This window comes from Microbacterium sp. C-MGS6 (genome assembly GCF_058140415.1).
In genome coordinates, this window is the sequence record NZ_CM176934.1 from 1,082,824 (window position 1) to 1,104,422 (window position 21,599).

Consider the following 21,599-nt stretch of genomic DNA (forward strand, 5'->3'; position numbering starts at 1 on the left):
CCACCGGCGACGATCCTGCGGGGGTGCCGTCTAGGATGTGGTCCGTGAACGGCGGGATGATGTCGACGGTGACGCAGCGGATCCGGCAGGTGCTCCGCCAGGTGCGCGGACCCGCCACCTCCGACGCGGTGTTCGAGGCGACCGCGCTGATCGTCGGTGCGGCGTTCCTCCTCGTCGGGTTCCTCGTGGCGTTGCCGGTGTTCTGGGGGCGGGAGCTCTCGATCAGCGGCACCGGCTCGATCGGTATGTTCGCGGCCTACGGCGGCGCGATCGCGGCGGCGCTCGCCTTCGCCCTGGGGCGGCTCGCTGTGCGGGTTCCGGAGCCCGACCCCACCCGCGCCAGGGATGGATTCGCGGTACCCGGCGACCGCCTGCGCTGGTACGACCTCGCCGCCATCGCCTTCGCGCACGCCGCGATCGCCTACCTCGGCTGGTTGGGGATCGCGCAGCTGCTGGAGCAGAGCTTCGTGGACGCCCCCGTCTTCGCGTTCCCCGGAGCGATCCTGGTCGCCGTGGCGTTCGCGCTCACGGGCTACGTCGCCTTCCTCAGCGCCGTCGCTCTGACGCCGACCGTGCTGTCGCTGGTCCTGGCGGTGTTCCTCGTCGTCGGGGCGTTCGCGGCGATGCTGGCCTCCAGTGACGTGCACTGGTGGCGCGACAACCTGTCGGCGCTGGGCATGAGCAGCAACAGCGCCTCGGTGGCCTTCAACGTGACCCTCGTCATCGCGGGGATCATGGTGACGACCATCTCGCGCTATGCGACGGCGGGGCTGCCTGTCGACGACCCGGTCGACCGCCGTGGCCGGACCATCGTGCGCGGCGGGCTCATCCTGATGGGCATCTTCCTCGCGTGCGTCGGGATCTTCCCCGTCGACGAGTTCTTCGGTCTGCACAACACCGTCGCGACGGGCATGGTGGTGGTGTTCGCGGTGGTCGTCGTCGGTCTGCCGTGGTTCGTGCGCAGCATCCCGCGCGTCTTCGTCGGCCTCGGCTGGACGTACGTGCTGGTCATCGTGCTGCTCGGGGCGTTCTTCGCTGTCGGCTACTACAACCTCACGGCGGTCGAGCTCATCGCGGCCGTGCTGATCTTCAGCTGGATCATCGTGTTCCTGCGCACGGCGGGGACGATGGGAAGCCACACGTCACGGACGGAGGCTCCGACGGTGCTGGACGCCCCTGTCCGCTGACGCACCCGCGCTCGGCGGCGTCGTCAGTCGCGGAGGAGGCGCGTCGCCTGACGCGTGCGCTGCAGGGCGTCGACGGTCTCGGCGTACCGCCGCTTGGCGACGCCGATGAACAGGCAGTCCACGAGGGCGAGCTGCGCGATCCGGCTCACCATCGCCCCGGCACGGAAGGTCGACTCGCGCACCTCGGTGAACAGGGCGTGGTCGGCGACCTGGGCGAGAGGGGAGTCCTTCACGGAGGTGACGGCGACGGTCGTCGCACCGTTGGCGACGGCGGCTTCGAGGAACCGCACCGTCTCGATCGTCGACCCCGCGTGCGAGAACCCGATGGCGACGGTGGTCCTGACGGGCAGGACCGCGGCGGCGATCGCCTCGTGGGGGTCGGCGAGGACGTGGGCGTTGCGGCCGACGCGGAGGAGCTTGTGCGCGAGGTCCTCCGCGACGAACTGACTGGCGCCGATGCCGTAGAGCAGGATCCGGTCGGCGCCGTCGATGGCCGCGACAGCCGCCGCCAGCACAGCGAAGTCGAGCTGGCCGACGGTCTCCTCGATGGCGAGGAGCTCCAGGGTCGCGAGCTTGGAGACCGCCTCCTCCAGAGAGTCCTCGTCGGAGATCTCCGAGCCGTAGGCGCCGCGGGCGGAGAACTGCGCGGCCTCCTTGCCGAGCTCGGTGGCCAGGGCCATCCGCAGCGGCGCGTATCCGGTGAAGCCGATCGCGCGGCAGAACCGCACGACGGAGGCGACCGAGGTGCGGCACTCCTCGGCGAGCTCGCTGATCGTCTTGTCGATCACGAGGGTCGGGTTCTCCCGCACAGCGGCCGCGACGCGCGCCAGCGACGGGGGCAGGGTCGCAGCGGCGGCTTCGATCGTGGACTGGATGCTCACGGTATCCTCCGGAACTGCGGAACGGGATGGTAAATTCTTTTCAGCGAGTCTACGTGTTGTGTAGTCGCTTTTCTTTCTTTCCGCCGGATCCGAGGAGTGCCGATGAGCGAGACGACCGCCACCGTCGACCTCGGCAAGTCCCGCTGCCGCCTCGTCGTGCACGGCGCGACGGCCGGGGAGCGCTCCGGGATCGGAGCGCCGGGCCTCGCCGCGGCGGGCGGAGTGGAGGCGGCGCTCACCGCGATTCTCCCGCTGCTCGACGGTGTCGAGCGCATCGACACGCTCGGCGTGGGGGCGGCCGGCGCCTGGTTCGCCCCGGAGGCGGCCGCGGAACTCGCCGCCGCGCTCGCCGCACGGACCGGAGCGCGCGTGGCCGTGGCGTCGGACGTGGTCACCGCCCATGCGGGCGCTCTCGACGGCGCGGCCGGCGTGCTGCTCATCGCCGGCACCGGAGCCGTGGCGCTGGGCGTCGACCCTTCCGGTGCGCGTCTGGTCGACGGCTGGGGTCCCGAGCTGGGCGACTTCGGCAGCGGATCCTGGCTCGGCCGCGAGGCGTTGCGCGCCGTGCTCCGTGCCCACGACGGGCTGGCCGCGCCCACCGCTCTCACCGCGGCGCTCGCCGCCCCCGTCGGCCCGCCCTCGGCCGTGCAGGCCTGGCTGGCCGCCGACGGTGCGCTCGCCCGCCGCCTCGCGACCCTCGCGCCCCTCGTACTCGCCGCCGCCGCAGACGACGACCCCGTCGCCCGCGGGATCGTCGACGAGGCCGTCCGGCTCCTCGCTGCGACGACCGCTGCGGCCGCCGGGCCGACCGCGGACGTCGCACTGCACGGCGGCCTCACCGACCACGACGGATTCCGCGCCGCCCTCACACGCGCGCTCGAAGGGAACGGCCGTCGGGTCCTCCCCGCGCGAGGCGGCGCCATGGACGGGGCCCTGCTGCTGACCCGTCGCCTCGACCTCCCCCATGAAAGGTTCGTGCACCGTGCCGAATGACCCCCGTCTGACCACCCTTCTCGCCGAGCTCGCGGGCCTGGACACCGAGGCCTCGTCCACCGAGCGGGGCGATCTCGACCTGCTGAGCACCACTGAGCTCGTCGAGCGCATGAACGCCGAGGACCGTCGGGTGCCCGAGGCCGTGGCGGGTCGCACGGCGGAGATCGCGGCGGCGGTGGACGGCATCACGGAGCGCTTCCGACGCGGCGGTCGCCTCATCTACATCGGTGCGGGCACGGCAGGTCGCATCGGCGTGCTCGACGCGAGCGAGTGCCCGCCCACCTTCGGCACCGACCCGTCGATGGTGGTCGGACTCATCGCCGGCGGGGAGACGGCCATCCGCTCGGCGGTGGAGAACGCGGAGGACGATGATGAGGCCGCGGCCCTCGCCCTGCGCGACCTCGACCTCACCGAGCGGGACACGGTGGTGGGCATCTCGGCATCCGGCCGTACGCCCTACGTCATCGGCGGGCTGCGGTACGCCCGGGGCCTCGGCGCCCTCACTGTGGCGATCGCCTCGAACGCGGGGTCGGCGACCGGCGCGGAGGCCGACATCGCGATCGAGGTCGTCACGGGGCCGGAGTTCATCTCGGGCTCCACGCGGCTGAAGTCCGGCACGGCGCAGAAGCTCGTCGTGAACATGCTGACGACGCTCTCGATGATCAAGCTCGGCAAGACGTACCGCGGGGTCATGGTCGACCTGCTGGCCACGAACGAGAAGCTGCACGCGCGCTCGATCCGCACGGTGTCGCAGCTCGCGGGTGTGGACGTCGACGCCGCGTCCGCCGCGCTGCAGGCCGCGGACGGTTCCGTCAAGCTCGCGCTGCTCCTGCTCGCGACGGGCGCCTCCGCCGAGGCCGCCGCTGAGGCGCTGGCCGCGGCCGACGGCATCCTCCGCGACGCGATCGCCGCCCTCGCCTGACCCGCTCTCCCCTCGGCAGGGATGAGAGACGCGCCTGACGGGAGCGATCGGCGCACCTTTTCGCACCCGCGACGGCGTGCCCGCTAGCGTGAGGGCATGCCCCTCGCTCTCGTCACCGGCGCCGCGCGCGCGAACAGCATCGCCGCGGGCATCGTCCCGCGGCTCCGTGCCGACGGCTGGACCGTCGTCACCAGCGACCTCGACGACGCCGATCACCCGTCCGACCTCTCCACCGCGGACGGACCGGAGCGCCTGATCGCCGAGGTCACGGAGGCGCACGGCACGATCTCCGCGCTCGTCCTCAGCCACGCGCACGACGTCGAGTCCGGAATCCTCGACACCACGGCGGAGAGCTTCGACCGGCACGTCGCCGTGAACGCGCGGGCGAGCCTGCTCCTCATCGCGGCCTTCGCCCGGCAGACCGAGGACGGCGGCGCGATCGTGGCGCTCACGAGCGATCACGTCACCGGGAACCTGCCCTACGGGGCCTCCAAGGGCGCGCTCGACCGGCTGGTCATCTCCGCCGCACGCGAGCTCGGTCCGCGCGGCATCTCCGCCAACGTCCTGAACCCCGGCCCCATCGACACCGGATGGATGGACGAGGAGACGCGCGCCGGCCTCGCCGGGATGACGCCGCTCGGGCGCCTCGGCACCCCGGGCGACATCGCCGCCGTCGTCTCGTTCCTCGTCTCGGACGAGGGGCGCTGGATATCCGGGCAGCTCCTCCAGGCCGACGGGGCCTTCTCCGCCCGCTACTGATCGCGCGGCGGAGCGGCCCCGGGTGCGCTCAGTGGCCGCAGGCGCAGGAGTCGCCGCCGCAGCAGGAGTCCGTCGCCGTCGCGCCGCCGTGCGCCTGGGAGGACTCCGGCACGTCCATGGCGGGGTTCTGGTCGAGGAAACCGTAGGGCTTGAACCAGAATCCCGCGTAGTCCACGGGCATGATCGGCCAGTCCTCCGGGCGGGGGAAGTGCGTGAGGCCGAAGGTGTGCCACAGCACCATGTCCTCGCCGTCGATCCGGCGGTCGTCGGCCGTGTACTCCGGGAGGCCGGCGCCGCCCTGGTGCGCGTTGGGGTAGCGCCCGGCCGGCCAGATCTGCCCGTGCTCGTACCGGGTCGCCCAGAGGTGCTTCGTGGCGAAGGCCGCGCGCGCGGCGACGGAGGAGGCGGGGTCGGCCATCAGCAGGGCGGTCGGCTCCGGGACGAGGTGGTAGGCGGTCGGGCGGCCGACGTGGTTGGTCCGCGAGGCGCTCTGCACCTCCCACACCCGGGCGGCGGAGGAGTCGGCCTCACGCTGGGCGGCGTGCTCGGTCTCGAGCACCGTCTCCGACCAGGTGAACGCGTTGCCGAACGGGTTGTCCGGCCCCATCGGCACCCGCTGCGCGTCGACCTCCACGAGGCGGTTGTCCTGGCCGTCGATAGCCACGTCGAGCCGCGCGCAGAACAGATGCTGGTGGACCGGGGCGAAGACGCCGGGGGCGAGCTCGGTGGCGTGCTTCTGACGGACGCCCGGCTCCCCGGCGCCGGCGAACACGATGCCCGTGGCCTTGGCGACGACCTCGATGGAGCCGTCCAGTCCGAAGTTCCAGTAGAAGCCGTAGTCGTAGTTGCCGATCGTGGAGAAGTACGAGACCACGAAGCGCCGTGAGCGCCGCACGTCGGACCGTCCCGAGAGGTCGGTGTGCTTCCAGAGGATGCCGAAGTCCTCCTCGTGCATGCAGATCACGTTCGGGATGCGCACCGGGTGGCCGTGGTCGTCGGCGACGTAGCCGTCGAGATACCGGATCACGCCCAGGCAGTCGCAGCCGAGCTCCAGGTGGTTGGCGTTCTTGCCGAGGAGGTATTCGCCCGCGTCGAAGTAGCTGATCCAGAAGCGCCCGGGGGCGGTGTCACCGTACGGCACGACCATCTCCGGCACGCTCGCCCGGTGCAGCACGGAGCGCCCCTGGAACGACACGTCGTGCAGGACGAGGCCTTCGCGGGCGTTGAAGCCCACGCGCATGGACCAGCCCTCCCACTCGACGAGCGATCCGGACACGGCGAAGCTCGGCCCGTCCGGCTGGGTGATCTCGATGGGCCGCAGCGTCGTCCGTGCCGCGCCCTGCACCTCCGGGTAGTAGTTGCCGTGCCCGGCGGGCACCGGCACGTCGCCCTCGTCCTCGACGCGGATCACGCTGTCCGTGGTGAGGTCGATGTGCACGATCAGCCCCTCGACGGGGTGGGCCCACGGGGAATCCTGCTCGTCGTATCGGAGGAAGGTGAGGGACCGGATCACGCGGCGGCCCACCTCGTCGGCCCGGCCGGTGTAGCCCGGGGCCAGGGGGGAGCAGAAGGCGAGGGCCATGTGGTCCGCCAGGCCCCGCCGCCGCATGGCCGCCTGCCAGTCCGGGGACGCCTTGGCGATGGCCTCTGCCCGCTCGTACTCCTCGAACAGGTACTGCGGCTGGCCGTACGGCGGGGCGTCGTTCGGCACTCGCTCCTGCCGCACGACCTCGCCACGGGTGATCGAGACGATCAGCTCGGTCGCGACGCCGGTGGCGGTGTCGAGCAGCGTCACGTCGACACGGCGGTCGATGGGAGAGCCGGGACGCCAGGCCGCGAGCTCCTCCTTCGTGGCTTCGTCGGGGAGCAGCATCGGCACGCGGGTGGTCGCCGTCAGCAGGCCGGCTGCGTCGAGCACGGCGCGGGCGGCGGCGATCTCGGCACCGGTGAGCGGGTCGAGCGGGTGCGGGACGGCGATCGGCTCGAGGGAGACGGGCTGGGAGTGCGGGGACATCGTTGACCTCACTATTTTCGAGCAAGTGCTCAAGAAACGGGTTGGCACGATGATACGACGGCGTGCACGGGCGCACAACCGTGGCGTGTGGGCGATGTCGAGGTCAGCGACGCCAGGGGGCGAGGATGCTGTCGAGGACCGCGAAGTGCGCCGCCGCCGTCTGCGGTTCGGTGACCTCGACGACCTGCTGGCCGTACGTGATCGAGCGCAGGAGGGCGAGGAGGTCGCCGGTGGGGGTGTCCGGGCGCAGCTCTCGGTCGCTCACCGCCTCCTCCAGTGCCTCGCGGATGCTGCCCTGCCACGTCGCGAGGGTCGGCGCTCCGGCGTCAGGAGTCGGGGCGAGGGTGGCCAGGCGCCCCCAGAAGCCGACGACGACGTGCGCCTCGGTGCGAGTGCGCTCGTCGACGGGGAGCACCTCGCCCATCAGGGCCCGCAGGCGCGCCAGGCCGCGGAGTCCGTCCGTCGCCGCGGCGATGCGCTCGTCGGTGCGACGGGTGACCTCGGCCGCGGCGGCCCGGACGACGTCGTCGAAGCCGTCGAAGTAGTGCCAGAGCGAACCGGTCGCGACGCCGAGCTCCTTGGCGACCGCCCGTGAGGACACGCTCTCATGACCGTCTCTGGCGGCGACGACGAGCAGCGCGTCGGCGATCTGACGGCGACGCTCATCATGGTCGACGATGCGGGGCACGTGCTCATTGTGCCGCATGAAGTGCGGCCTCGCTTTTTTGAGCGAACGATCAATATACTTCGGCTGTGGACCTCCTGCTCCCGGCAGCATCGTTGCTGATGGCGGCGGCGGCGCTCGTGTCGGCCGGCGCCTGCCTCGCTGCGCGGCGCGCCGTGCCGTGGCAGGGACGCCAGGCCGCGGTGGTGATGGCGGCGGGGATGCTGCTGATGGCGACGGGCGGGACCGGGCCGCTGGGTGCCCTGCTGATCGGTGCCCTGCTGCTCGTGTCCGGCATGATCGGCACGATGGGCGTCCGCGGGGCGGCGTCCGCGGCCCCCTGCTGTCACCGCGCTCTCGGGGCGCTCGTGATGGCGATCTGCGCCTTCCACGGTGCCGCCGGATCGGGCGGTCAGGGCGTGGCGTCGGCGGGACACGCGGGACACAGCCTCGGCGGTGCGCTCGGTGCGCTCATCGTGCTCGGCACCGTCGCCGTCGTCGGGTGGACGCTCGCCGCGGCCTTGCGTCCGACGGGGTATCGGGGGCGCACCGCCCGGCTGCTCGCGGTGGAGTCCTGGGCGATGGCGATAGGGGTCGTCGCGATGAGCATCGTGGGCTGACCGTGCGGTGCGACGGCCGACCTCACTCCCGCGCGGCGGGGCGGACGAAGGCCCAGGCGGCGATCGCCGCGACGGCGGCGGCCAGGGTCATGGTGACCGCCATCGTGACGGCGTTCGTGCCCCCGATCCCGGCGGCGACCGGGGCGAGCACCGGGCCGAACAGGAACGACGACATGCCGAGCAGGGCGGACGCCGTCCCCGCCCTGGCGCCGTGATGCGCGAGGGCGAGTGTCTGGCCGTTCGGGCCGCCGAGGCCCGCGCACAGCATGAACCCGACGAGTGCTGCCACCACGCCCGCCACCCCCGTCCCGCTCAGTGCCAGGACGAGGAAGGTCGTGGTCGCGACGAGCGTCGCCGTGACCCCGCCGAGGTAGACGCGGAGGGGGCCGAAGCGGCGCACGACCAGGCGGCTCGACTGGCTGCCGACGATGCTCGCGAGGGCGCCGGCGGCGAAGGCGAGACTGAAGCTCTGCGGGCTGAGGCCGAACTCGTCCTGCAGCACGAACGACGACATCGAGAGATAGGTGAAGAACGCCACGCCCGCACCGGCGGAGGCGCACAGGACCGCGGCGAAGAGCCGGTCGCCCAGCACGGCGCCGGCATGCGCCCGCAGCACGCGGAGGCCTCCGCCGTGGCGCGCCTCCGGTCGCAGCGTCTCCGGCAGGAGGAAGACGACCACGAGCAGCAGGATGACGCCGATCCCGCTGAGCACCCCGAAGATCCCGCGCCAGTCCATGATGCGGGCGAGCTGGCCGCCCACCACCGGCGCGATGATCGGCGCGGTGCCCGAGACGAGGAACAGCAGCGAGAGCATGCGGGAGAGCTCGATGCCCTCGAACTGGTCGCGGGCGATCGCCAAGCAGATCACGATGCCTGCCGATCCCGCCAGCCCCTGAAGGAAGCGGGCGACGAGCAGCAGCTCGATGGTCGGGGCGACCGCGCACACCGCGGAGAGCACCGCGAACGCCGCGACGCCGACCAGCAGCGGCAGACGTCTACCCAGCCGGTCGCTGAGGGGACCGGCCACGAGCTGCCCCAGGCCGAGGCCGATCATGCACGCCGACATGGTCACCTGCGCCAGGGCCTCGGTCGTGCCGAGCGACGCCGCGAGCTGGGGGAGCTGGGGGAGGTAGAGGTCCATCGACAGCGGACCGAAGGCTTCCAGCATGCCGAGCACCAGCATCGCCCGCAGCGTGCCCATCCGCGCGGGCTCACCGCGCGCCGGGAGACTCATCCGCCCAGGCGCAGCACGCGGCGCAGCCAGCTCTCCCGTGCGGCCACCGCGGCCTGCGACACCTCGGCCTCGGGGGAGAACCCGGAGAAGCCGTGGTAGCCGCCCGCCCAGACGTGCAGTTCCGCCTGCCCGCCCGTGGCCCAGATCCGCGACGCGTAGTCGACGGCCTCATCGCGGAAGGTCTCCGCGGCACCCACCTCGATGAACGCCGGAGCGAGTCCCCACAGATCCGTGGCCCGGGTCGGCGCCGTGTACGGCGACACGCGGTCGGTGAACCGGTCGGCTCCGGCGATCGCGTCCCACGCGGTGTCGTTGTTGTTCCGGTCCCAGGCGCCGAAGCCGTCGTACTGCCGGCTCGACGGGGTCTCGTTGCGGTCGTCGAGCATCGGGCAGCCGAGGAGCTGCCCGGCCAGCCGTGGTCCGCCGCGGTCGCGGGAGAGTAGCGCGACCGCCGCCGAGAGTCCGCCGCCGGCGCTCTGCCCGGACGCGACGATGCGGGAGGTGTCGATGCCGAGCTCGTCGGCGTGGGCGACCATCCACTCCAGTGCCGCGTAGCAGTCCTCCGCCTGCGCCGGTCCGGGGTGCTCCGGGGCGAGACGGTACTCGACCGCGACGCCGACGACACCGTGCCGCTCGGCGAGGTCGATGAGCTCGGCGGTGCCGAAGAAGCGCGTGCCGAGCACCATGCCGCCGCCGTGGATCGACAGCACCGCCGGTGCCGGGTCTGCGGGCGCCTGCGCCGGGCGCACGATGGTGACCTCGAGGTCCGGAGCCCCGACGGGGCCGGGGATGACCCGGTCCTCCCAGGTCACGGCGCGACCCTCCGCCTGCACGGCCATCGGCGGGATGATCGTGGCGAAGTGATCGCGGTTGGCGTGGATGGTGTCCGCGCGCAGCGGGATGACCTCGACGAGGTCGACGAAGGCGTCGAGTCCGGCGACGAGCTCCGGGTCGTAGGGCACCGGTTCGGGCGTGCTCATGCGGCGGTCCGCCAGATCCGTCGCAGCCAGGAGGCACGTGCGGCGAGGGCAGCGCGGGTGATCTCGGCGTCCGGCATGTACATGTCGAAGCCGTGGGCGCCGCCGCCCCACACGTGCAGCTCGGCCTGACCGCCGGTCTCCCAGATCCGGAGGGCGTACACGGTGTCCTCGTCGCGGAACATCTCCGCCTCGCCGACCTCGATGTAGGCGGGCGGAAGGCCGGAGACGTCTGTCGCCCGGCTCGGCGCGGCGTAGGCGGGAGCCTCGACGCTGAAGGCGAGCTCCTCGCCGAGGACGCACGACCAGGCGAGGAGGTTCATGTCGCGCTGCCAGGTGCCGATGCCGTCGTACTGCCGACTGGCCACCGTGGTGTTGGTGTTGTCGATCATGGGACACAGCAGCAGCTGCCCGGCCATGACGGGGCCCCGCCGATCACGCGCCAGCAAGGCGACGGCCGCGGTGAGGCCCCCGCCCGCGCTGCCGCCGCCCACGACGATGCGCGCGGGGTCGATGCCGAGCTCCGTGGCGTGGGTGTGCGTCCACACGAAGGCCGCGTAGCAGTCCTCCACGCCCGCGGGGTACGGGTCCTCCGGAGCGAGGCGGTACTCGACGTTCACGGCCACGACGCCGTGCTCCGCGACGATGTCGACGACTCGAGCCGTCTCCCAGGAGCGGTGGCCGACGATCATGCCGCCGCCGTGGATGTTCACGAAGCCGGGGAGCGTCGAGGTCTCCGAGCCGGCGGGGCGGAAGATCGTGACCTCGATGTCCGGTGCTCCGGGCGGGCCGGGGATGACGCGGTCCTCCCAGGTGATGTCCCGGCCGGCGATCACGGCGTCGTTGTCCGGGAACATCCGGTCGACGCCGTCGCGCGGCAGGGTCTCGCGGGTGAGGGCGGGCTGCGGGTTCTTCGCGATCTCGTCGAGCACGGCCTGCACGTCGGGATCGAAGGGGACGGGGATGGTCATGGTTCTCCTCGGGTGGGACGGCGTCAGGGGCCTTCGGGGTCGACGACCCCGCGGTCGGCCCAGAAGGGCTCGACGAGACGGCGCAGCTCGGCGGCGCCGACGCGGTCGACGAGGGCGGCCGCGTCGAGGTTCGCCCGCAGCTGCGCGACGCGGGAGGCGCCGAACAGCGTCGTCGTCAGGGCGGGGTGGGTGAGGGTGAACGCGATGCCGAGCTGGGCGGGGGTCACGTCGAGGTCGTCGGCGACCGCCGTGAACGCGGGGACGTCGGCGATGATCCGTTCGCGGATGCCGCCAGGGTCGCGCCCGATCTGCCGGTCGCCGATCACCTTCCCGGCGAGGATCCCGCCCTCCAGGCAGTCCGAGGCCTGCAGCGTGAGGCCCTGCTCCCAGAGGCGCGCGAAGGGCTCGCCGTCCGGGATCGACCGCCGCGAGACGCTGTACTTGAGCTGCGCGATCTGCGGACCGGGCACGCCTTCCGCGGCGGCGAGGTCGATCAGGGCCTGGATGCTCGCCGCCGACCAGTTGTTCACGCCCCACGCGCGGATGAGGCCGGCGTCGGCGAGCGCGGCGAGGTCGAGCACGAGATCGCGCAGCTCGAGGTCGTCGCGGCGGAGGTCGCCGAGGATCACGAGGTCGGCGTGCTCGACTCCCACCCGCATCAGCGCGTTCTCGAGCTGTGGACGGAAGCCGTCGGCGCCGAAGGCCTCGAGCCAGAGCTTCGACGACAGCAGCCACTCCTCTCGGCGCAGCCCGGCCGCGCGCACCATCGCCGAGAAGATCACGTCGGTGAAGACGGGCGGGGCGCCGGGCGCGGAGTACACGCCCACGTCGAAGAGGTTCACGCCGCGGTCGGTGGCCTCGCGGAGGAGCGCCACCGCGTCGGCGAAGTCCATGCGGTCGTAGGTGTGCCAGGAGCCGAGGGAGAACAGGGAGGCGTGCAGGCCGCTGCGGCCGATCTCGCGGAGGGGGAGGGGAGTGGTCATGGTGCTCCTCAGAGGCTCGGGTCGATGACGGCCTTGACCTCATCGAGGTGGTGCATGTGGGCGATCTTCGCGGAGGCGTCGGCGAGGCCGACCGGGGCGCTGAACAGGTCGTCCCAGGGGAAGCGGTCGGCGAACGCCATGAAGAAGTCGATCGCACGGGCGTAGTCGGAGATGTCGCCGTTGAGCGAGCCGACGACCGTGAGCTCCTTGCCCATGATCGTGCTGAGGGCGAAGCCGTCTCCGGCCGGACCGGTCGAGCCCACGATCGCCACGGTGCCGCGTTGGGCGGCCATGCCGACGGCGTCCGGGCCGACGCTCGGGGCTCCAGCGAAGTCGAACACGTGGTCCGCCCCCTCGCCTCCGGTGAGCGCCAGGACCTGGTCGACGACGGGCCCGTCGCGGAAGTCCACGACGGCGTCGGCGCCGAAGCGGGCGGCGAGCTCCAGACGAGCCGCGGGTGCGCCGACGGTGATGACCTGCCCGGCACCCGCGATCCTCGCGACTGCGGTGGCGAAGATGCCGAGGGCGCCGGAGCCCTGCACCACCACGCGGGAGCCGGGACGGATCCGGCCGGCCCGCTCGAACGCGCGGAGGACGGTCTTCGCGGCGCAGCCCGCCATGGAGGCCCAGGTGTCCTTGACGGCCGCCGGGAGCAGGAGCGTGGCGGCATCCGGGGTCACGTACGCGTACTCGGAGAGCCCGGCCGTCGCGAACGGCGGAACGTCGGCGCGCTGGAGGAAGCCGTAGCCGCGGCGGGAGCACGCGACCGGCTCGCGCAGCACGACGCAGCCGTGGCACTCGCCGCAGGTGGACTCCGACCAGCCGATCCGGTCGCCGGGGGAGAGTGCGCGGCCGAGCGCGTCGCGGGTGTCGGGCCCGGTGGCCACGATCTCGCCGACCATCTCGTGACCGAGGACCATGGGCAGCATGCCGGGGAACGACATCTTCCCCTCCCAGATCTCGATGTCCGTGCCGCACAGCGTCGTGCAGGCGATGCGGACGAGGGCGGCGCCGGGTTCGATCTCGGCGGGCAGCGGGAGGTCCTGCAGCGTGAGCGGCTCGCCGTGCGCGGTGAGCACCGCGGCGCGGGTGGTGGTGGGGAGGGTCATGGTTCTCCAGTCGCGGGGCGGGTGGCGGGATCGAAGACGGTCCTCCGCGGTGCCAGGAGGGGCGGGATCGATCCCGCACGGAGGGGGACGGGGGTCAGACCAGGAGCTGGCCGCCGTCGACGGGGACCGAGACCCCGGTGATGTGGCTGGCGGCCTCGCTCGCGAGGAAGAGCACGAGCGGGGTGACCTGGTCGACCTCGGCGATGGTGCCGAGCGGGATGCGCGATTCCCAGGCGGCGCGGGCATCGGGGTTCGAGGCGAAGTCGGCGGTCAGGGGCGTGAGCACGGGACCGGGGGCGACGGCGTTGACGCGCACCCCGGAGCCGGCGAGCTCGATGGCGGCCGTCCGGGTGAGCGCGTCGACCGCGGCCTTCGTGGCCTCGTAGTGTCCGAGGCCCGGTGTGGGCTGCCGGGCGCCGATCGAGGAGATGTTGACGATGGCCCCGTGGCCGGCGGCCGCGAGCAGCCCGCCGAAGACCCGCAGCATGAGGAACGTGCCGCGGACGTTGACGCGCAGGGCCGCGTCGACCGCGTCGACCGCGACCTCCTGGAGTGTGCCCCCACCGGCGACGACGCCGGCGTTGTTGACGAGGACGTCGAGCCCGCCGGCCTCCGCGAGCTGCGCGGCGGCGGTGGTGACCGCGCCCTCGTCGGCGATGTCGAGGGGGAGGGCGGTGGCGCCGATCTCGGCGGCGACGGCCCGGGCGGCCTCGAGGTTCACATCGCCGAGGAACACCTCGTCCCCGGCGGCGCGGAAGGCGCTGGCGATGCCGCGGCCGAGCCCGGAGGCTCCTCCGGTGACGAGGATGCGGCGCGGGGAAGCGGTCATGGTCGTCCTCACTGACGGTGTTCCGATGGGACTACTCCGTTATATTCTACAAACATAGAAAAACACAACCCCGTGCCCCGAGACGGCGAAGGAGCCCTCATGCCCGATGTGACATACCCCCGCAAGCCGCTGTCTTCTCGGGGTGCGACGGTGCCGCCGCTCGCCCTCGGATCGTGGAACACCTGGGACCGCATGGGCTTCGACGATGCCGTGCAGCTCATCCAGCGGGCGGTCGACCTCGATGCCGGATTCTTCGACATCGCGTACTACAACATGGGGCCGCATGCCGAGAACTCCCGGACCGACATCCTCTTCGGAGAGGCGTTCCGGGCGAGCGGGGTGGACCGTGTCGACGTCGTGCTCTGCGGCAAGCTCTGGCTGTGGGACTGGCCGCACCAGGGCTTCCGCGGGCAGATCGAGGAGTCGCTCGAGCGGGCCGGCCTCGACCGCTTCGACACCCTCGTGGTGGGGGACTACCTCGACGCCCCGGACATGCCGCGACTCGTCGCCGACGTGAACGCCCTCATCGCCGACGACCTGGTCGACTCGTGGGGGATCAACAACTGGCGGATCGCGGACACCAGGGCGGCGCTCGCCGAGGCAACCGCTCAGGGGGTGGTCGGCCCCGCGTTCGCGCAGCTCAAGTACGGCATCGCGCGCCGGGCCATGGCGGAGGGCGACGCCTACGGGCCCCTGTTCGCCGACGGAACCCTCACGCTGCAGGCCTCCGACGTGTTCGAGGGCGGAATCCTCGCCACGGGACGGATGCCCCAGCGCAAGATCGGTGCCGATGTCGGGGGTATCCGCGAGCGGATCCTCGCCGTGTACCCCGAGGTCGCGCGGGTCGCGGGGGAGTTCGGGGTGACGCCGGCTGCCCTCGGCATCGCCTTCTGTCTGGCGAACCCCGCGACGGCCAACGTACTCTTCGGTGCCTCTCGCGTCGCGCAGCTCGAGGACAACCACGCCGCCCTCGCCCTCGCCCGAGACCATGGCGCCGAGGTCCGCGCCGCCCTCGCCGACTGCCGCGTCGACCACGCCGTCCGCCCCGACGGCACCTGGTGACCTTTCGTATCTCGCACCCGCACCTCCCCCCGCTTCCCCCGCCCGCTTCCCCGGCGTCCAGGATCACTTCCGCACCTCCCGCGCGTCCCGCAGGCCCGTTTCTGATCCCGCCTCGCTCGGCCCCCGCCTCCCACTCCGGGTGCGGGATCAGTTCCGCACCTCGCGCGCACCCCGCAGGCCCGTTTCTGATCCCGCACTCGCTCGCCCCCGCGTCCCACTCGGCCCGCGCGTCCCACTCCGCGTGCGGGATCAATTTCGCACCTCGCGCGCACCCCGCAAGCACGTTCCTGATCCCGCTTCGCTCGGCCCCGTCCCACTCCGCCCCGCGTCCCACTCCGGGTGCGGGATCAGTTCCGCACCTCGCGCGCACCCCGCAAGCACGTTCCTGATCCCGCTTCGCTCGGCCCCGTCTCATTCCGCCCCCGCGTCCCAGTCCGGGCGCGGGATCAGTTCCGCACCTCGCGCGCGCCCCACGGGCACGTTTCTGATCCCGCAGGACGTGACGTTCTGCGTGCCGATTCGAGAACGCGCCGAGTAGGGAGGGCGTGCGGCCGATTCTGATCCCGCTTCTGGTGGCGGCTGTGTGTCGGTCGTCGGGCGCGCCGCTCGTGCGCGACCGGACCGCTCTCCGGAGCCCCGGATCAGAAGTGCTCCTCGAGTTCGCAGCAGATCGTAAGCGCTCCTCGCCTCCGTGCTGGATCGGAAGTGCCCCGCGCACGCTCCGGATCAGAAGTGCTCCTGGGGCCCGGGTGGGAGGTGCGTTCTTGATCCCGGGAAGGGGTGCGGGGCCCTCGGGAGCGGCAGTGTGGCCCGTTCGCGCCGTCGTTCACCCCGGTGCGGGATGAGAAGGGTGCCGAAAAGGCGTCGCCGAGGGGTGTTTCTGATCCGGCTGGAGGGGTGGGCGCGGTGGCGGGGTCAGAAGTGGGCCGCGCGGGGAGGACAGGGGTGCGTTATTGATCCCGGTACCCGCACCTGCACCCGCGGGGTGCGGGCGGGCGGGGTACGGGACGGGGCGGGGTGTGCGCGGGGGAGCAAGGCGGGTGCGCGCTGAGGCATCGGTCCGCGCGGCCAGAGGAAGAAACCCGCTTGCGCTCTTTTTCCACGCATGTAGACTAACCAGCACGACACATCGAAGTGGCGTCGGTCCCGGTCTCCGGTCAGCGGCTCTTCGAACCTTCTTCACCACCCCCTGCACCCGAGAGAAGGAACCATGAAACGAATGCCCCTCGCGGTCGCCGCCGCCGTCGCCGCGACCCTCGCACTCGCCGGCTGCAGCGGCGGCGGAACGCCCTCGCCGTCCGAGGGCGGCGGCGCCGAAGGCCCCGACGCCCTCAACATCGGCAACTTCCTGGACGTCACCTCGTGGGACCCGTCCCTCGCCGACATCGGCTTTGACGGCCCCTACCTGTCCGCGGTGTACGACGCCCTGATCGCCCTCGACGCCGACGGCACCCCGATCCCGTCGCTCGCGACGAAGTGGACCGTGGCCGACGACGACCTCAGCATCGACCTCGACATCCGCACCGACGCCGTGTTCAGCGACGGCACCCCGGTCGACGCCGACGCCGTCGTCGCGAGCCTCGAGTACCTCAAGGCCGGCGCCCGGTCCGGTGAGGCCTACGTCAACGCGAAGGGCTTCGAGAAGGTCGATGACGACACCGTCCGCATCGCCCTTACGCAGCGCGACGACACGATCCTCTACCTGATGGGCCTCGGCCGCAGCTACGTCATGCCCCCGGCCTCCATCGAGGCGGGCACGCTGGGCAGCGACCCGGTCGGCTCCGGCCCCTATGTGCTCGACAGCGACACCAGCGTCGCGGGCGCCGAGTACCACTTCACCAAGACCGAGGACCACTGGGACGCGAAGACGTACCCGTTCTCCGAGCTCGCGATCTACCCGATCACCGACGCGACCGCCCGGCACAACGCGATGCTCAGCGGACAGATCAACGTGCAGTACGGCGACGTGGCCAACCTCGACCAGGCCGAGCAGCAAGGCTGGAACACCGCCCAGCGCGTCTCCGGGTGGGCGGGCCTCGTCATCACCGACCACACCGGCGCGAAGAGCGAGCCCCTCGGCACGCTCGAGGTCCGCCAGGCGCTGAACTACGCGTTCGACGGTGCGGCCGTCCTCGCGGCGGTCGGCAGCGGTGCGGGTGTGGCCACCAACCAGGTCTTCCCGGACGGCGGCGACATCAACGACCCCGAGCTCAACGATGCCTACGCGTTCAACATGGACAAGGCGAAGGAGCTCCTGGCCGACGCCGGCTACCCGGACGGCTTCGACATCTCGATGCCGATGTCCCCGATCTTCGAGATGTGGAAGCCGTCGGCCGAGCAGGCCCTCAACGAGCTCGGCATCACCGTCACCTGGGACAACATGCAGATGCCGGACTACCAGCTCAACGCCCCGAACTACCCGATGTTCATCTCCTTCCTCGCGATGGACGGCAACGACGTGGCCACCGTCTCTCGCCAGCTGACGAGCGTGCAGTGGTTCAACCCGGAGCCCGACTACGCGAAGAACGAGGTCATCGCCCCGCTCGTCGAGAAGGTGCAGACGGAGCGCGGCGACGCGCAGACCGCCGCCATCAAGGAGCTCAACGAGGCCCTCGTCGACCAGGCCTGGTGGTCGGTCTGGTACCAGGCGAACAACATCTACTACACGGCGCCCGGCATCCAGCTGCAGCCCGTCGTGGGGATGATGTTCCCGACGCTGCGGTACATCACGCAGGGCTGAACGCCCGCCGGGGCGGTCGCCACGCGGCCGCCCCGGCACCCCTTCCCCTCCTCCTCACCATCGAGAGGCCCCCATGCTCCTCTTCACGGCGAAGCGGGTGCTGTCCGGCATCCTCCTGCTCGTCGCGGTCTCGATCGGCACGTTCTTCCTCGCCCACCTCGCGATCAGCGACCCGACCGCCTCGCTCCTCGGGACCACGGCGAGTCCTGCGCAGCAGGAGGCGCTGGCGGCGAAGATCGGTCTCGACCGCCCCCTGATCGTGCAGTTCTGGGACTGGTTCTCCCACGCCGCGCTGCTCGACTTCGGCCTCTCGTGGCGCAACTTCCAGCCGGTCGGCGCGCAGCTCGCGGTCAAGGTCCCCGTCACGCTCTCCGTCGTGACCCTGGCGACCCTCATCACCGCGGTCATCGGCGTCGCGTTCGGCATGATCACCGGACTCCGCCCCGGCACCTGGTTCGACCGGATCATCAAGGGGATCTCCGTCGTCCTCTTCGCGCTCCCCGGGTTTTGGGTGAGCCTGGTCCTCGTCATGTGGCTGGCCGTGCAGCTCAAGTGGTTCCCGGCCGTGGGGTACGTCCCGCCGACACAGTCCGTCGAAGGGTGGCTGCGCTCGATCACGCTGCCGGCGATCTCCCTCGCCCTGGGCGGCATCGTCGCCGTGTCGGAGCAGCTGCGCAATGCCGTGATCGCCCAGAGCCGCCAGGACTGGGTGCGCACCCTCCGCAGCCGCGGCCTGTCCGCCGCCCGGGTGAACCTGCACATCCTCCGCAACGCCTCGCCCGCCGCGCTCACGGTGATCGCCCTGATGTTCGTGGGCCTGCTCTCCGGGGCGATCGTGGTGGAGCAGATCTTCAGCCTCCCCGGTCTGGGGCAGCTCACGAACCAGTCGTCGCAGAATGGCGACATCCCAATGCTGCTCGGGATCACGGTGGTCTCCATCGTCTTCGTCGTCCTCATCAACCTCCTGCTCGACCTCGTGCTCGGCTGGATCAACCCGAAGGTGCGCGTCGCATGACCACGACAGACATCCGCGTCGCCTTCGACCGGGCCGCCCAGAAGCGCCGGTCGAGCCTGTTCCGACGCTTCCTCCGTCACCCCGGCGGCTACATCCCGCTCGCGATCTTCGTACTCATCGTGCTCGTCGGGGTGTTCGCGCCGTTGCTGGCGCCGATGGACCCGAACCTCGTCGACCTCGCGGCAGCCAAGGCCCCGCCCTCGCCGGAGCACCTGCTCGGCGGCGACTCCACCGGCCGCGATATCCTCAGCCGCCTCATCTACGGGACGAGGACGACACTGTGGGGTACGCTCATCACGATCGTCACGGCGCTCGTCGTCGGGGTCCCGTCGGGTGTCGCAGCCGGGTACTTCGGCGGCGTCTTCGACCGGGTCGCGACCTGGATCAGCGACGCCCTCCAGTCGATCCCCGGGATGATCATCCTCCTCGTGGTCGCCGCCGGCAGCCGCAACAACTTCGAGCTGCTGATGGTCACCGTCGGTGTCTTCATGGTGCCGGGCTACTTCCGGATCGCGCGGTCGCAGACGCTCGCCGTCCGCGGGGAGGCGTACATCGACGCCGCCCGCGTGTCGGGCCTGTCGGACGCGCGCATCATCTTCCGGCACGTCATCACCGCCGTCTACCCGCCGGTCATCATCCAGACCGCGCTCACCGCCGGCGTCGCGATGGGCATGCAGGCCGGCCTTCAGTTCCTCGGCATCGGCGACTCGAACGTGCCGAGCTGGGGCGCGATGATGCTCGAGGGCTTCCGGCTCATGCTCACCTACCCCCTCATGCTCCTGTGGCCCTCCGCCGCGCTCGGTCTCACGATCGCCGTCCTCGCGATCATGGGCTCCACGCTCGCCGAGCTCGTGCAGGTGCGCACGCCGCGGGCGGCCCGACGGCGGCGGCGCGGTGTGCTCGAGACCGGCGACGAGGTCGCCGCGGCTCCCGCCACGGGCAGCGTCCGCCACGAGGCCCCGGCGTCGGCCCTCCGCGTCGAGAACCTGCACGTCGTCCACGCGACGCCGACGGGGGAGACCGAGGTCGTGCATGGCGTGACCCTCGACGTCGCGCCAGGCGAGGTCGTCGGGATCGTCGGCGAGTCCGGGTCGGGCAAGTCGCAGACAGTGTTCTCGGTGCTCGACCTGCTGCCCGCGACCGGCCGGGCGACCGCCGACGCGATCTGGGTCGGCGGCGCGGAGGTCACCCACGCGACGCTGAAGGAGCGCCAGGCCCTGCTCGGACGCACGATCGGATACGTGCCGCAGGAGCCGATGAGCAACCTCGACCCCTCGTACACGATCGGGCATCAGCTCATCGAGCCACTGCGTCGCACGCACGGGCTCGGCAAGACCGCCGCCCGGCAGCGCGCGCGGGAGGTGCTCCTGCGGGTCGGGCTGACCGATCCTGATCGGGTGATGCGCAGCTATCCGCATCAGGTGTCCGGCGGCATGGCGCAGCGGGTGCTCATCGCCGGCGCGATCGCCGGGCGCCCCTCGCTCCTCGTCGCGGACGAGCCCACCACCGCCCTCGACGTCACCGTGCAGGCCGAGGTGCTCGAGCTGCTGCGGGAGCTGCAGGCCGAGTACGGGATGGCGCTGCTCATCGTGACACACAATTTCGGCGTCGTCGCCGACATCTGCGACCGCGTGATCGTCATGCGCGGCGGCGACATCGTGGAGTCGGGGCCCGTGGACGACCTCTTCGCCGCGCCCACCCAGGAGTACACGCGCGAGCTCATCGCCGCGTCGCTCGATGATGCCGAAGGGCGCGCCGCGCTCGACAGCCGCCGGACGGAGGTCCCCGCATGAACGCCGCTCCGGTGAACCCCCTGCTGCAGGTCGACGACCTCGTGGTCGAGTACGGCCGCGGAAGACACGCCTTCCGCGCGCTGCACGGCGTCTCCCTCGACATCGCCTCCGGTGAATGCCTGGGCCTCGTCGGGGAGTCCGGATCCGGGAAGTCGACCCTCGGCAAGGCCATCCTCGGCCTCGCCCCGGTGACCGCGGGCCGCATCCGCTTCGACGGCCGGGACATCGGCGGCCTCGGCGGCAAGGCACGACGGGCACTCGCCGACGATGTGCAGGTCGTGTTCCAGGACCCGTACGGCTCCCTCAACCCGGCACTGACCATCGGCGACATCCTCGCCGAGCCGCTGCTGACGACGGGCATCGGAGCGAAGGCGGCCGACACGCGCGTGCGCGACATGCTCGACCGCGTGCGCCTGCCTTCCACAAGCATGGACCGGTATCCGAGCGAGTTCTCCGGCGGGCAGCGGCAGCGCATCGCGATCGCCCGCGCCCTGGTCCGCGGACCCCGGCTGATCGTGTGCGACGAGCCGGTCAGCGCGCTCGACCTCACCACGCAGGCGACCATCCTCGACCTCTTCATCGAGTTGCAGCGCGACACCGGCGTGGCCTACCTGTTCGTCTCGCACGACCTCGGCGTCGTCCGGCGGGTCTGTCACCGGGTCGCCGTGATGTACCGGGGCGAGATCGTGGAGATCGGCGACGGCGAGCAGGTCACCCGCACGCCGCGTCACCCGTACGCCGAGCGCCTGCGGCTGGCCTCGCCCGTCGCGGACCCGGTGGCGCAGCGGGAACGCCGGGCGCAATGGCTCGCTCTGCGGGAGGTGCCCGATGCGGCGGTACGGTAGC

Annotated in this window: 19 protein-coding genes; 10 read left to right on the forward strand and 9 right to left on the reverse strand. The window is 71.8% G+C overall.

Features of this window, described 5'->3' with window-relative positions; translation table 11 throughout:
* Positions 1-44: 44 nt before the first annotated feature.
* Positions 45-1,187 (forward strand): DUF998 domain-containing protein, encoded by a 1,143-nt coding sequence (locus AC3B5L_RS05225; RefSeq protein WP_259952064.1) that lies wholly within the window; start codon positions 45-47, stop codon positions 1,185-1,187.
* Between the two features lie 23 nt (positions 1,188-1,210).
* Here AC3B5L_RS05225 and AC3B5L_RS05230 read toward each other — a convergent pair whose 3' ends face one another.
* Complete coding sequence (locus AC3B5L_RS05230; RefSeq protein WP_490096262.1) at positions 1,211-2,068, reverse strand: MurR/RpiR family transcriptional regulator; 858 nt, start codon at positions 2,066-2,068, stop codon at positions 1,211-1,213.
* A gap of 102 nt (positions 2,069-2,170) precedes the next feature.
* On the opposite strand from AC3B5L_RS05230, the gene AC3B5L_RS05235 reads away from it, so the two are divergent.
* The 3 genes from AC3B5L_RS05235 (at position 2,171) to AC3B5L_RS05245 (ending at position 4,742) form a co-directional block, all read left to right on the forward strand.
* A complete protein-coding gene (locus AC3B5L_RS05235; RefSeq protein ID WP_313366428.1) occupies positions 2,171-3,061 on the forward strand; it encodes a BadF/BadG/BcrA/BcrD ATPase family protein in 891 nt (296 codons plus the stop codon).
* Positions 3,051-3,983 carry an N-acetylmuramic acid 6-phosphate etherase gene (gene murQ, locus AC3B5L_RS05240; RefSeq protein WP_280569788.1) on the forward strand — a complete coding sequence of 311 codons (933 nt, stop codon included), beginning with the start codon at positions 3,051-3,053 and terminating at the stop codon, positions 3,981-3,983. The genes AC3B5L_RS05235 and murQ overlap by 11 nt, the downstream gene beginning before the upstream one ends.
* A 96-nt stretch (positions 3,984-4,079) precedes the next feature.
* Positions 4,080-4,742 carry an SDR family oxidoreductase gene (locus tag AC3B5L_RS05245; RefSeq protein WP_490096263.1) on the forward strand — a complete coding sequence of 221 codons (663 nt, stop codon included), beginning with the start codon at positions 4,080-4,082 and terminating at the stop codon, positions 4,740-4,742.
* Positions 4,743-4,770: 28 nt separating this feature from the next.
* Here AC3B5L_RS05245 and AC3B5L_RS05250 read toward each other — a convergent pair whose 3' ends face one another.
* Positions 4,771-6,756 (reverse strand): primary-amine oxidase, encoded by a 1,986-nt coding sequence (locus AC3B5L_RS05250; protein ID WP_490096264.1) that lies wholly within the window; start codon positions 6,754-6,756, stop codon positions 4,771-4,773.
* A 103-nt stretch (positions 6,757-6,859) separates the two neighbouring features.
* Positions 6,860-7,444 (reverse strand): TetR/AcrR family transcriptional regulator, encoded by a 585-nt coding sequence (locus tag AC3B5L_RS05255; RefSeq protein ID WP_259952075.1) that lies wholly within the window; start codon positions 7,442-7,444, stop codon positions 6,860-6,862.
* Between the two features lie 65 nt (positions 7,445-7,509).
* Between AC3B5L_RS05255 and AC3B5L_RS05260 the strand changes: the two genes are divergently transcribed.
* Positions 7,510-8,040, forward strand: a complete 531-nt coding sequence (locus AC3B5L_RS05260; RefSeq protein WP_490096265.1) for a hypothetical protein — start codon at positions 7,510-7,512, stop codon at positions 8,038-8,040.
* A gap of 22 nt (positions 8,041-8,062) precedes the next feature.
* On the opposite strand, the gene AC3B5L_RS05265 is transcribed toward AC3B5L_RS05260, so the two are convergent.
* The 6 genes from AC3B5L_RS05265 to AC3B5L_RS05290 form a co-directional block, all read right to left on the reverse strand.
* Positions 8,063-9,274 carry a multidrug effflux MFS transporter gene (locus AC3B5L_RS05265; protein ID WP_232089195.1) on the reverse strand — a complete coding sequence of 404 codons (1,212 nt, stop codon included), beginning with the start codon at positions 9,272-9,274 and terminating at the stop codon, positions 8,063-8,065.
* Positions 9,271-10,254: an alpha/beta hydrolase gene (locus AC3B5L_RS05270; protein ID WP_259952078.1), complete on the reverse strand. Its 984-nt coding sequence runs from the start codon at positions 10,252-10,254 to the stop codon at positions 9,271-9,273. Before AC3B5L_RS05270 ends, AC3B5L_RS05265 begins: the two co-directional genes overlap by 4 nt.
* Positions 10,251-11,222, reverse strand: coding sequence for an alpha/beta hydrolase (locus tag AC3B5L_RS05275; RefSeq protein ID WP_187663540.1), 972 nt, complete (start codon positions 11,220-11,222; stop codon positions 10,251-10,253). The genes AC3B5L_RS05270 and AC3B5L_RS05275 overlap by 4 nt, the downstream gene beginning before the upstream one ends.
* A gap of 23 nt (positions 11,223-11,245) precedes the next feature.
* Positions 11,246-12,205, reverse strand: coding sequence for an aldo/keto reductase (locus AC3B5L_RS05280; RefSeq protein WP_259952080.1), 960 nt, complete (start codon positions 12,203-12,205; stop codon positions 11,246-11,248).
* Between the two features lie 8 nt (positions 12,206-12,213).
* Complete coding sequence (locus tag AC3B5L_RS05285; protein WP_259952081.1) at positions 12,214-13,314, reverse strand: zinc-binding dehydrogenase; 1,101 nt, start codon at positions 13,312-13,314, stop codon at positions 12,214-12,216.
* Between the two features lie 94 nt (positions 13,315-13,408).
* On the reverse strand, positions 13,409-14,143 hold the full coding sequence (locus tag AC3B5L_RS05290; protein ID WP_259952082.1) for an SDR family NAD(P)-dependent oxidoreductase: 735 nt from the start codon (positions 14,141-14,143) through the stop codon (positions 13,409-13,411).
* Positions 14,144-14,242: 99 nt separating this feature from the next.
* On the opposite strand from AC3B5L_RS05290, the gene AC3B5L_RS05295 reads away from it, so the two are divergent.
* The 5 genes from AC3B5L_RS05295 (at position 14,243) to AC3B5L_RS05315 (ending at position 21,598) form a co-directional block, all read left to right on the forward strand.
* Positions 14,243-15,205: an aldo/keto reductase gene (locus AC3B5L_RS05295; protein WP_490096266.1), complete on the forward strand. Its 963-nt coding sequence runs from the start codon at positions 14,243-14,245 to the stop codon at positions 15,203-15,205.
* A 1,210-nt stretch (positions 15,206-16,415) separates the two neighbouring features.
* Entirely contained in the window at positions 16,416-17,945 is a 1,530-nt protein-coding gene (locus AC3B5L_RS05300; RefSeq protein ID WP_232089196.1) for an ABC transporter substrate-binding protein, read from the forward strand.
* Positions 17,946-18,018: 73 nt separating this feature from the next.
* Positions 18,019-18,960, forward strand: a complete 942-nt coding sequence (locus AC3B5L_RS05305; protein WP_268777816.1) for an ABC transporter permease — start codon at positions 18,019-18,021, stop codon at positions 18,958-18,960.
* On the forward strand, positions 18,957-20,753 hold the full coding sequence (locus AC3B5L_RS05310; RefSeq protein ID WP_268777815.1) for a dipeptide/oligopeptide/nickel ABC transporter permease/ATP-binding protein: 1,797 nt from the start codon (positions 18,957-18,959) through the stop codon (positions 20,751-20,753). Before AC3B5L_RS05305 ends, AC3B5L_RS05310 begins: the two co-directional genes overlap by 4 nt.
* On the forward strand, positions 20,750-21,598 hold the full coding sequence (locus AC3B5L_RS05315; protein WP_187663547.1) for an ATP-binding cassette domain-containing protein: 849 nt from the start codon (positions 20,750-20,752) through the stop codon (positions 21,596-21,598). Before AC3B5L_RS05310 ends, AC3B5L_RS05315 begins: the two co-directional genes overlap by 4 nt.
* Position 21,599: the final 1 nt, after the last annotated feature.

Excerpts from the sequence above, each read along its gene's own strand:
- AC3B5L_RS05270 (WP_259952078.1), bottom strand. The coding sequence starts at position 10,254 with ATGAGCACGCCCGAACCGGTGCCCTACGACCCGGAGCTCGTCGCCGGA.
- AC3B5L_RS05315 (WP_187663547.1), top strand. The coding sequence starts at position 20,750 with ATGAACGCCGCTCCGGTGAACCCCCTGCTGCAGGTCGACGACCTCGTG.
- AC3B5L_RS05305 (WP_268777816.1), top strand. The coding sequence starts at position 18,019 with ATGCTCCTCTTCACGGCGAAGCGGGTGCTGTCCGGCATCCTCCTGCTC.
- AC3B5L_RS05245 (WP_490096263.1), top strand. The coding sequence starts at position 4,080 with ATGCCCCTCGCTCTCGTCACCGGCGCCGCGCGCGCGAACAGCATCGCC.
- AC3B5L_RS05235 (WP_313366428.1), top strand. The coding sequence starts at position 2,171 with ATGAGCGAGACGACCGCCACCGTCGACCTCGGCAAGTCCCGCTGCCGC.
- AC3B5L_RS05295 (WP_490096266.1), top strand. The coding sequence starts at position 14,243 with ATGCCCGATGTGACATACCCCCGCAAGCCGCTGTCTTCTCGGGGTGCG.
- AC3B5L_RS05275 (WP_187663540.1), bottom strand. The coding sequence starts at position 11,222 with ATGACCATCCCCGTCCCCTTCGATCCCGACGTGCAGGCCGTGCTCGAC.
- AC3B5L_RS05290 (WP_259952082.1), bottom strand. The coding sequence starts at position 14,143 with ATGACCGCTTCCCCGCGCCGCATCCTCGTCACCGGAGGAGCCTCCGGG.
- AC3B5L_RS05300 (WP_232089196.1), top strand. The coding sequence starts at position 16,416 with ATGAAACGAATGCCCCTCGCGGTCGCCGCCGCCGTCGCCGCGACCCTC.
- AC3B5L_RS05250 (WP_490096264.1), bottom strand. The coding sequence starts at position 6,756 with ATGTCCCCGCACTCCCAGCCCGTCTCCCTCGAGCCGATCGCCGTCCCG.
- AC3B5L_RS05280 (WP_259952080.1), bottom strand. The coding sequence starts at position 12,205 with ATGACCACTCCCCTCCCCCTCCGCGAGATCGGCCGCAGCGGCCTGCAC.
- AC3B5L_RS05285 (WP_259952081.1), bottom strand. The coding sequence starts at position 13,314 with ATGACCCTCCCCACCACCACCCGCGCCGCGGTGCTCACCGCGCACGGC.
- AC3B5L_RS05265 (WP_232089195.1), bottom strand. The coding sequence starts at position 9,274 with ATGAGTCTCCCGGCGCGCGGTGAGCCCGCGCGGATGGGCACGCTGCGG.
- AC3B5L_RS05310 (WP_268777815.1), top strand. The coding sequence starts at position 18,957 with ATGACCACGACAGACATCCGCGTCGCCTTCGACCGGGCCGCCCAGAAG.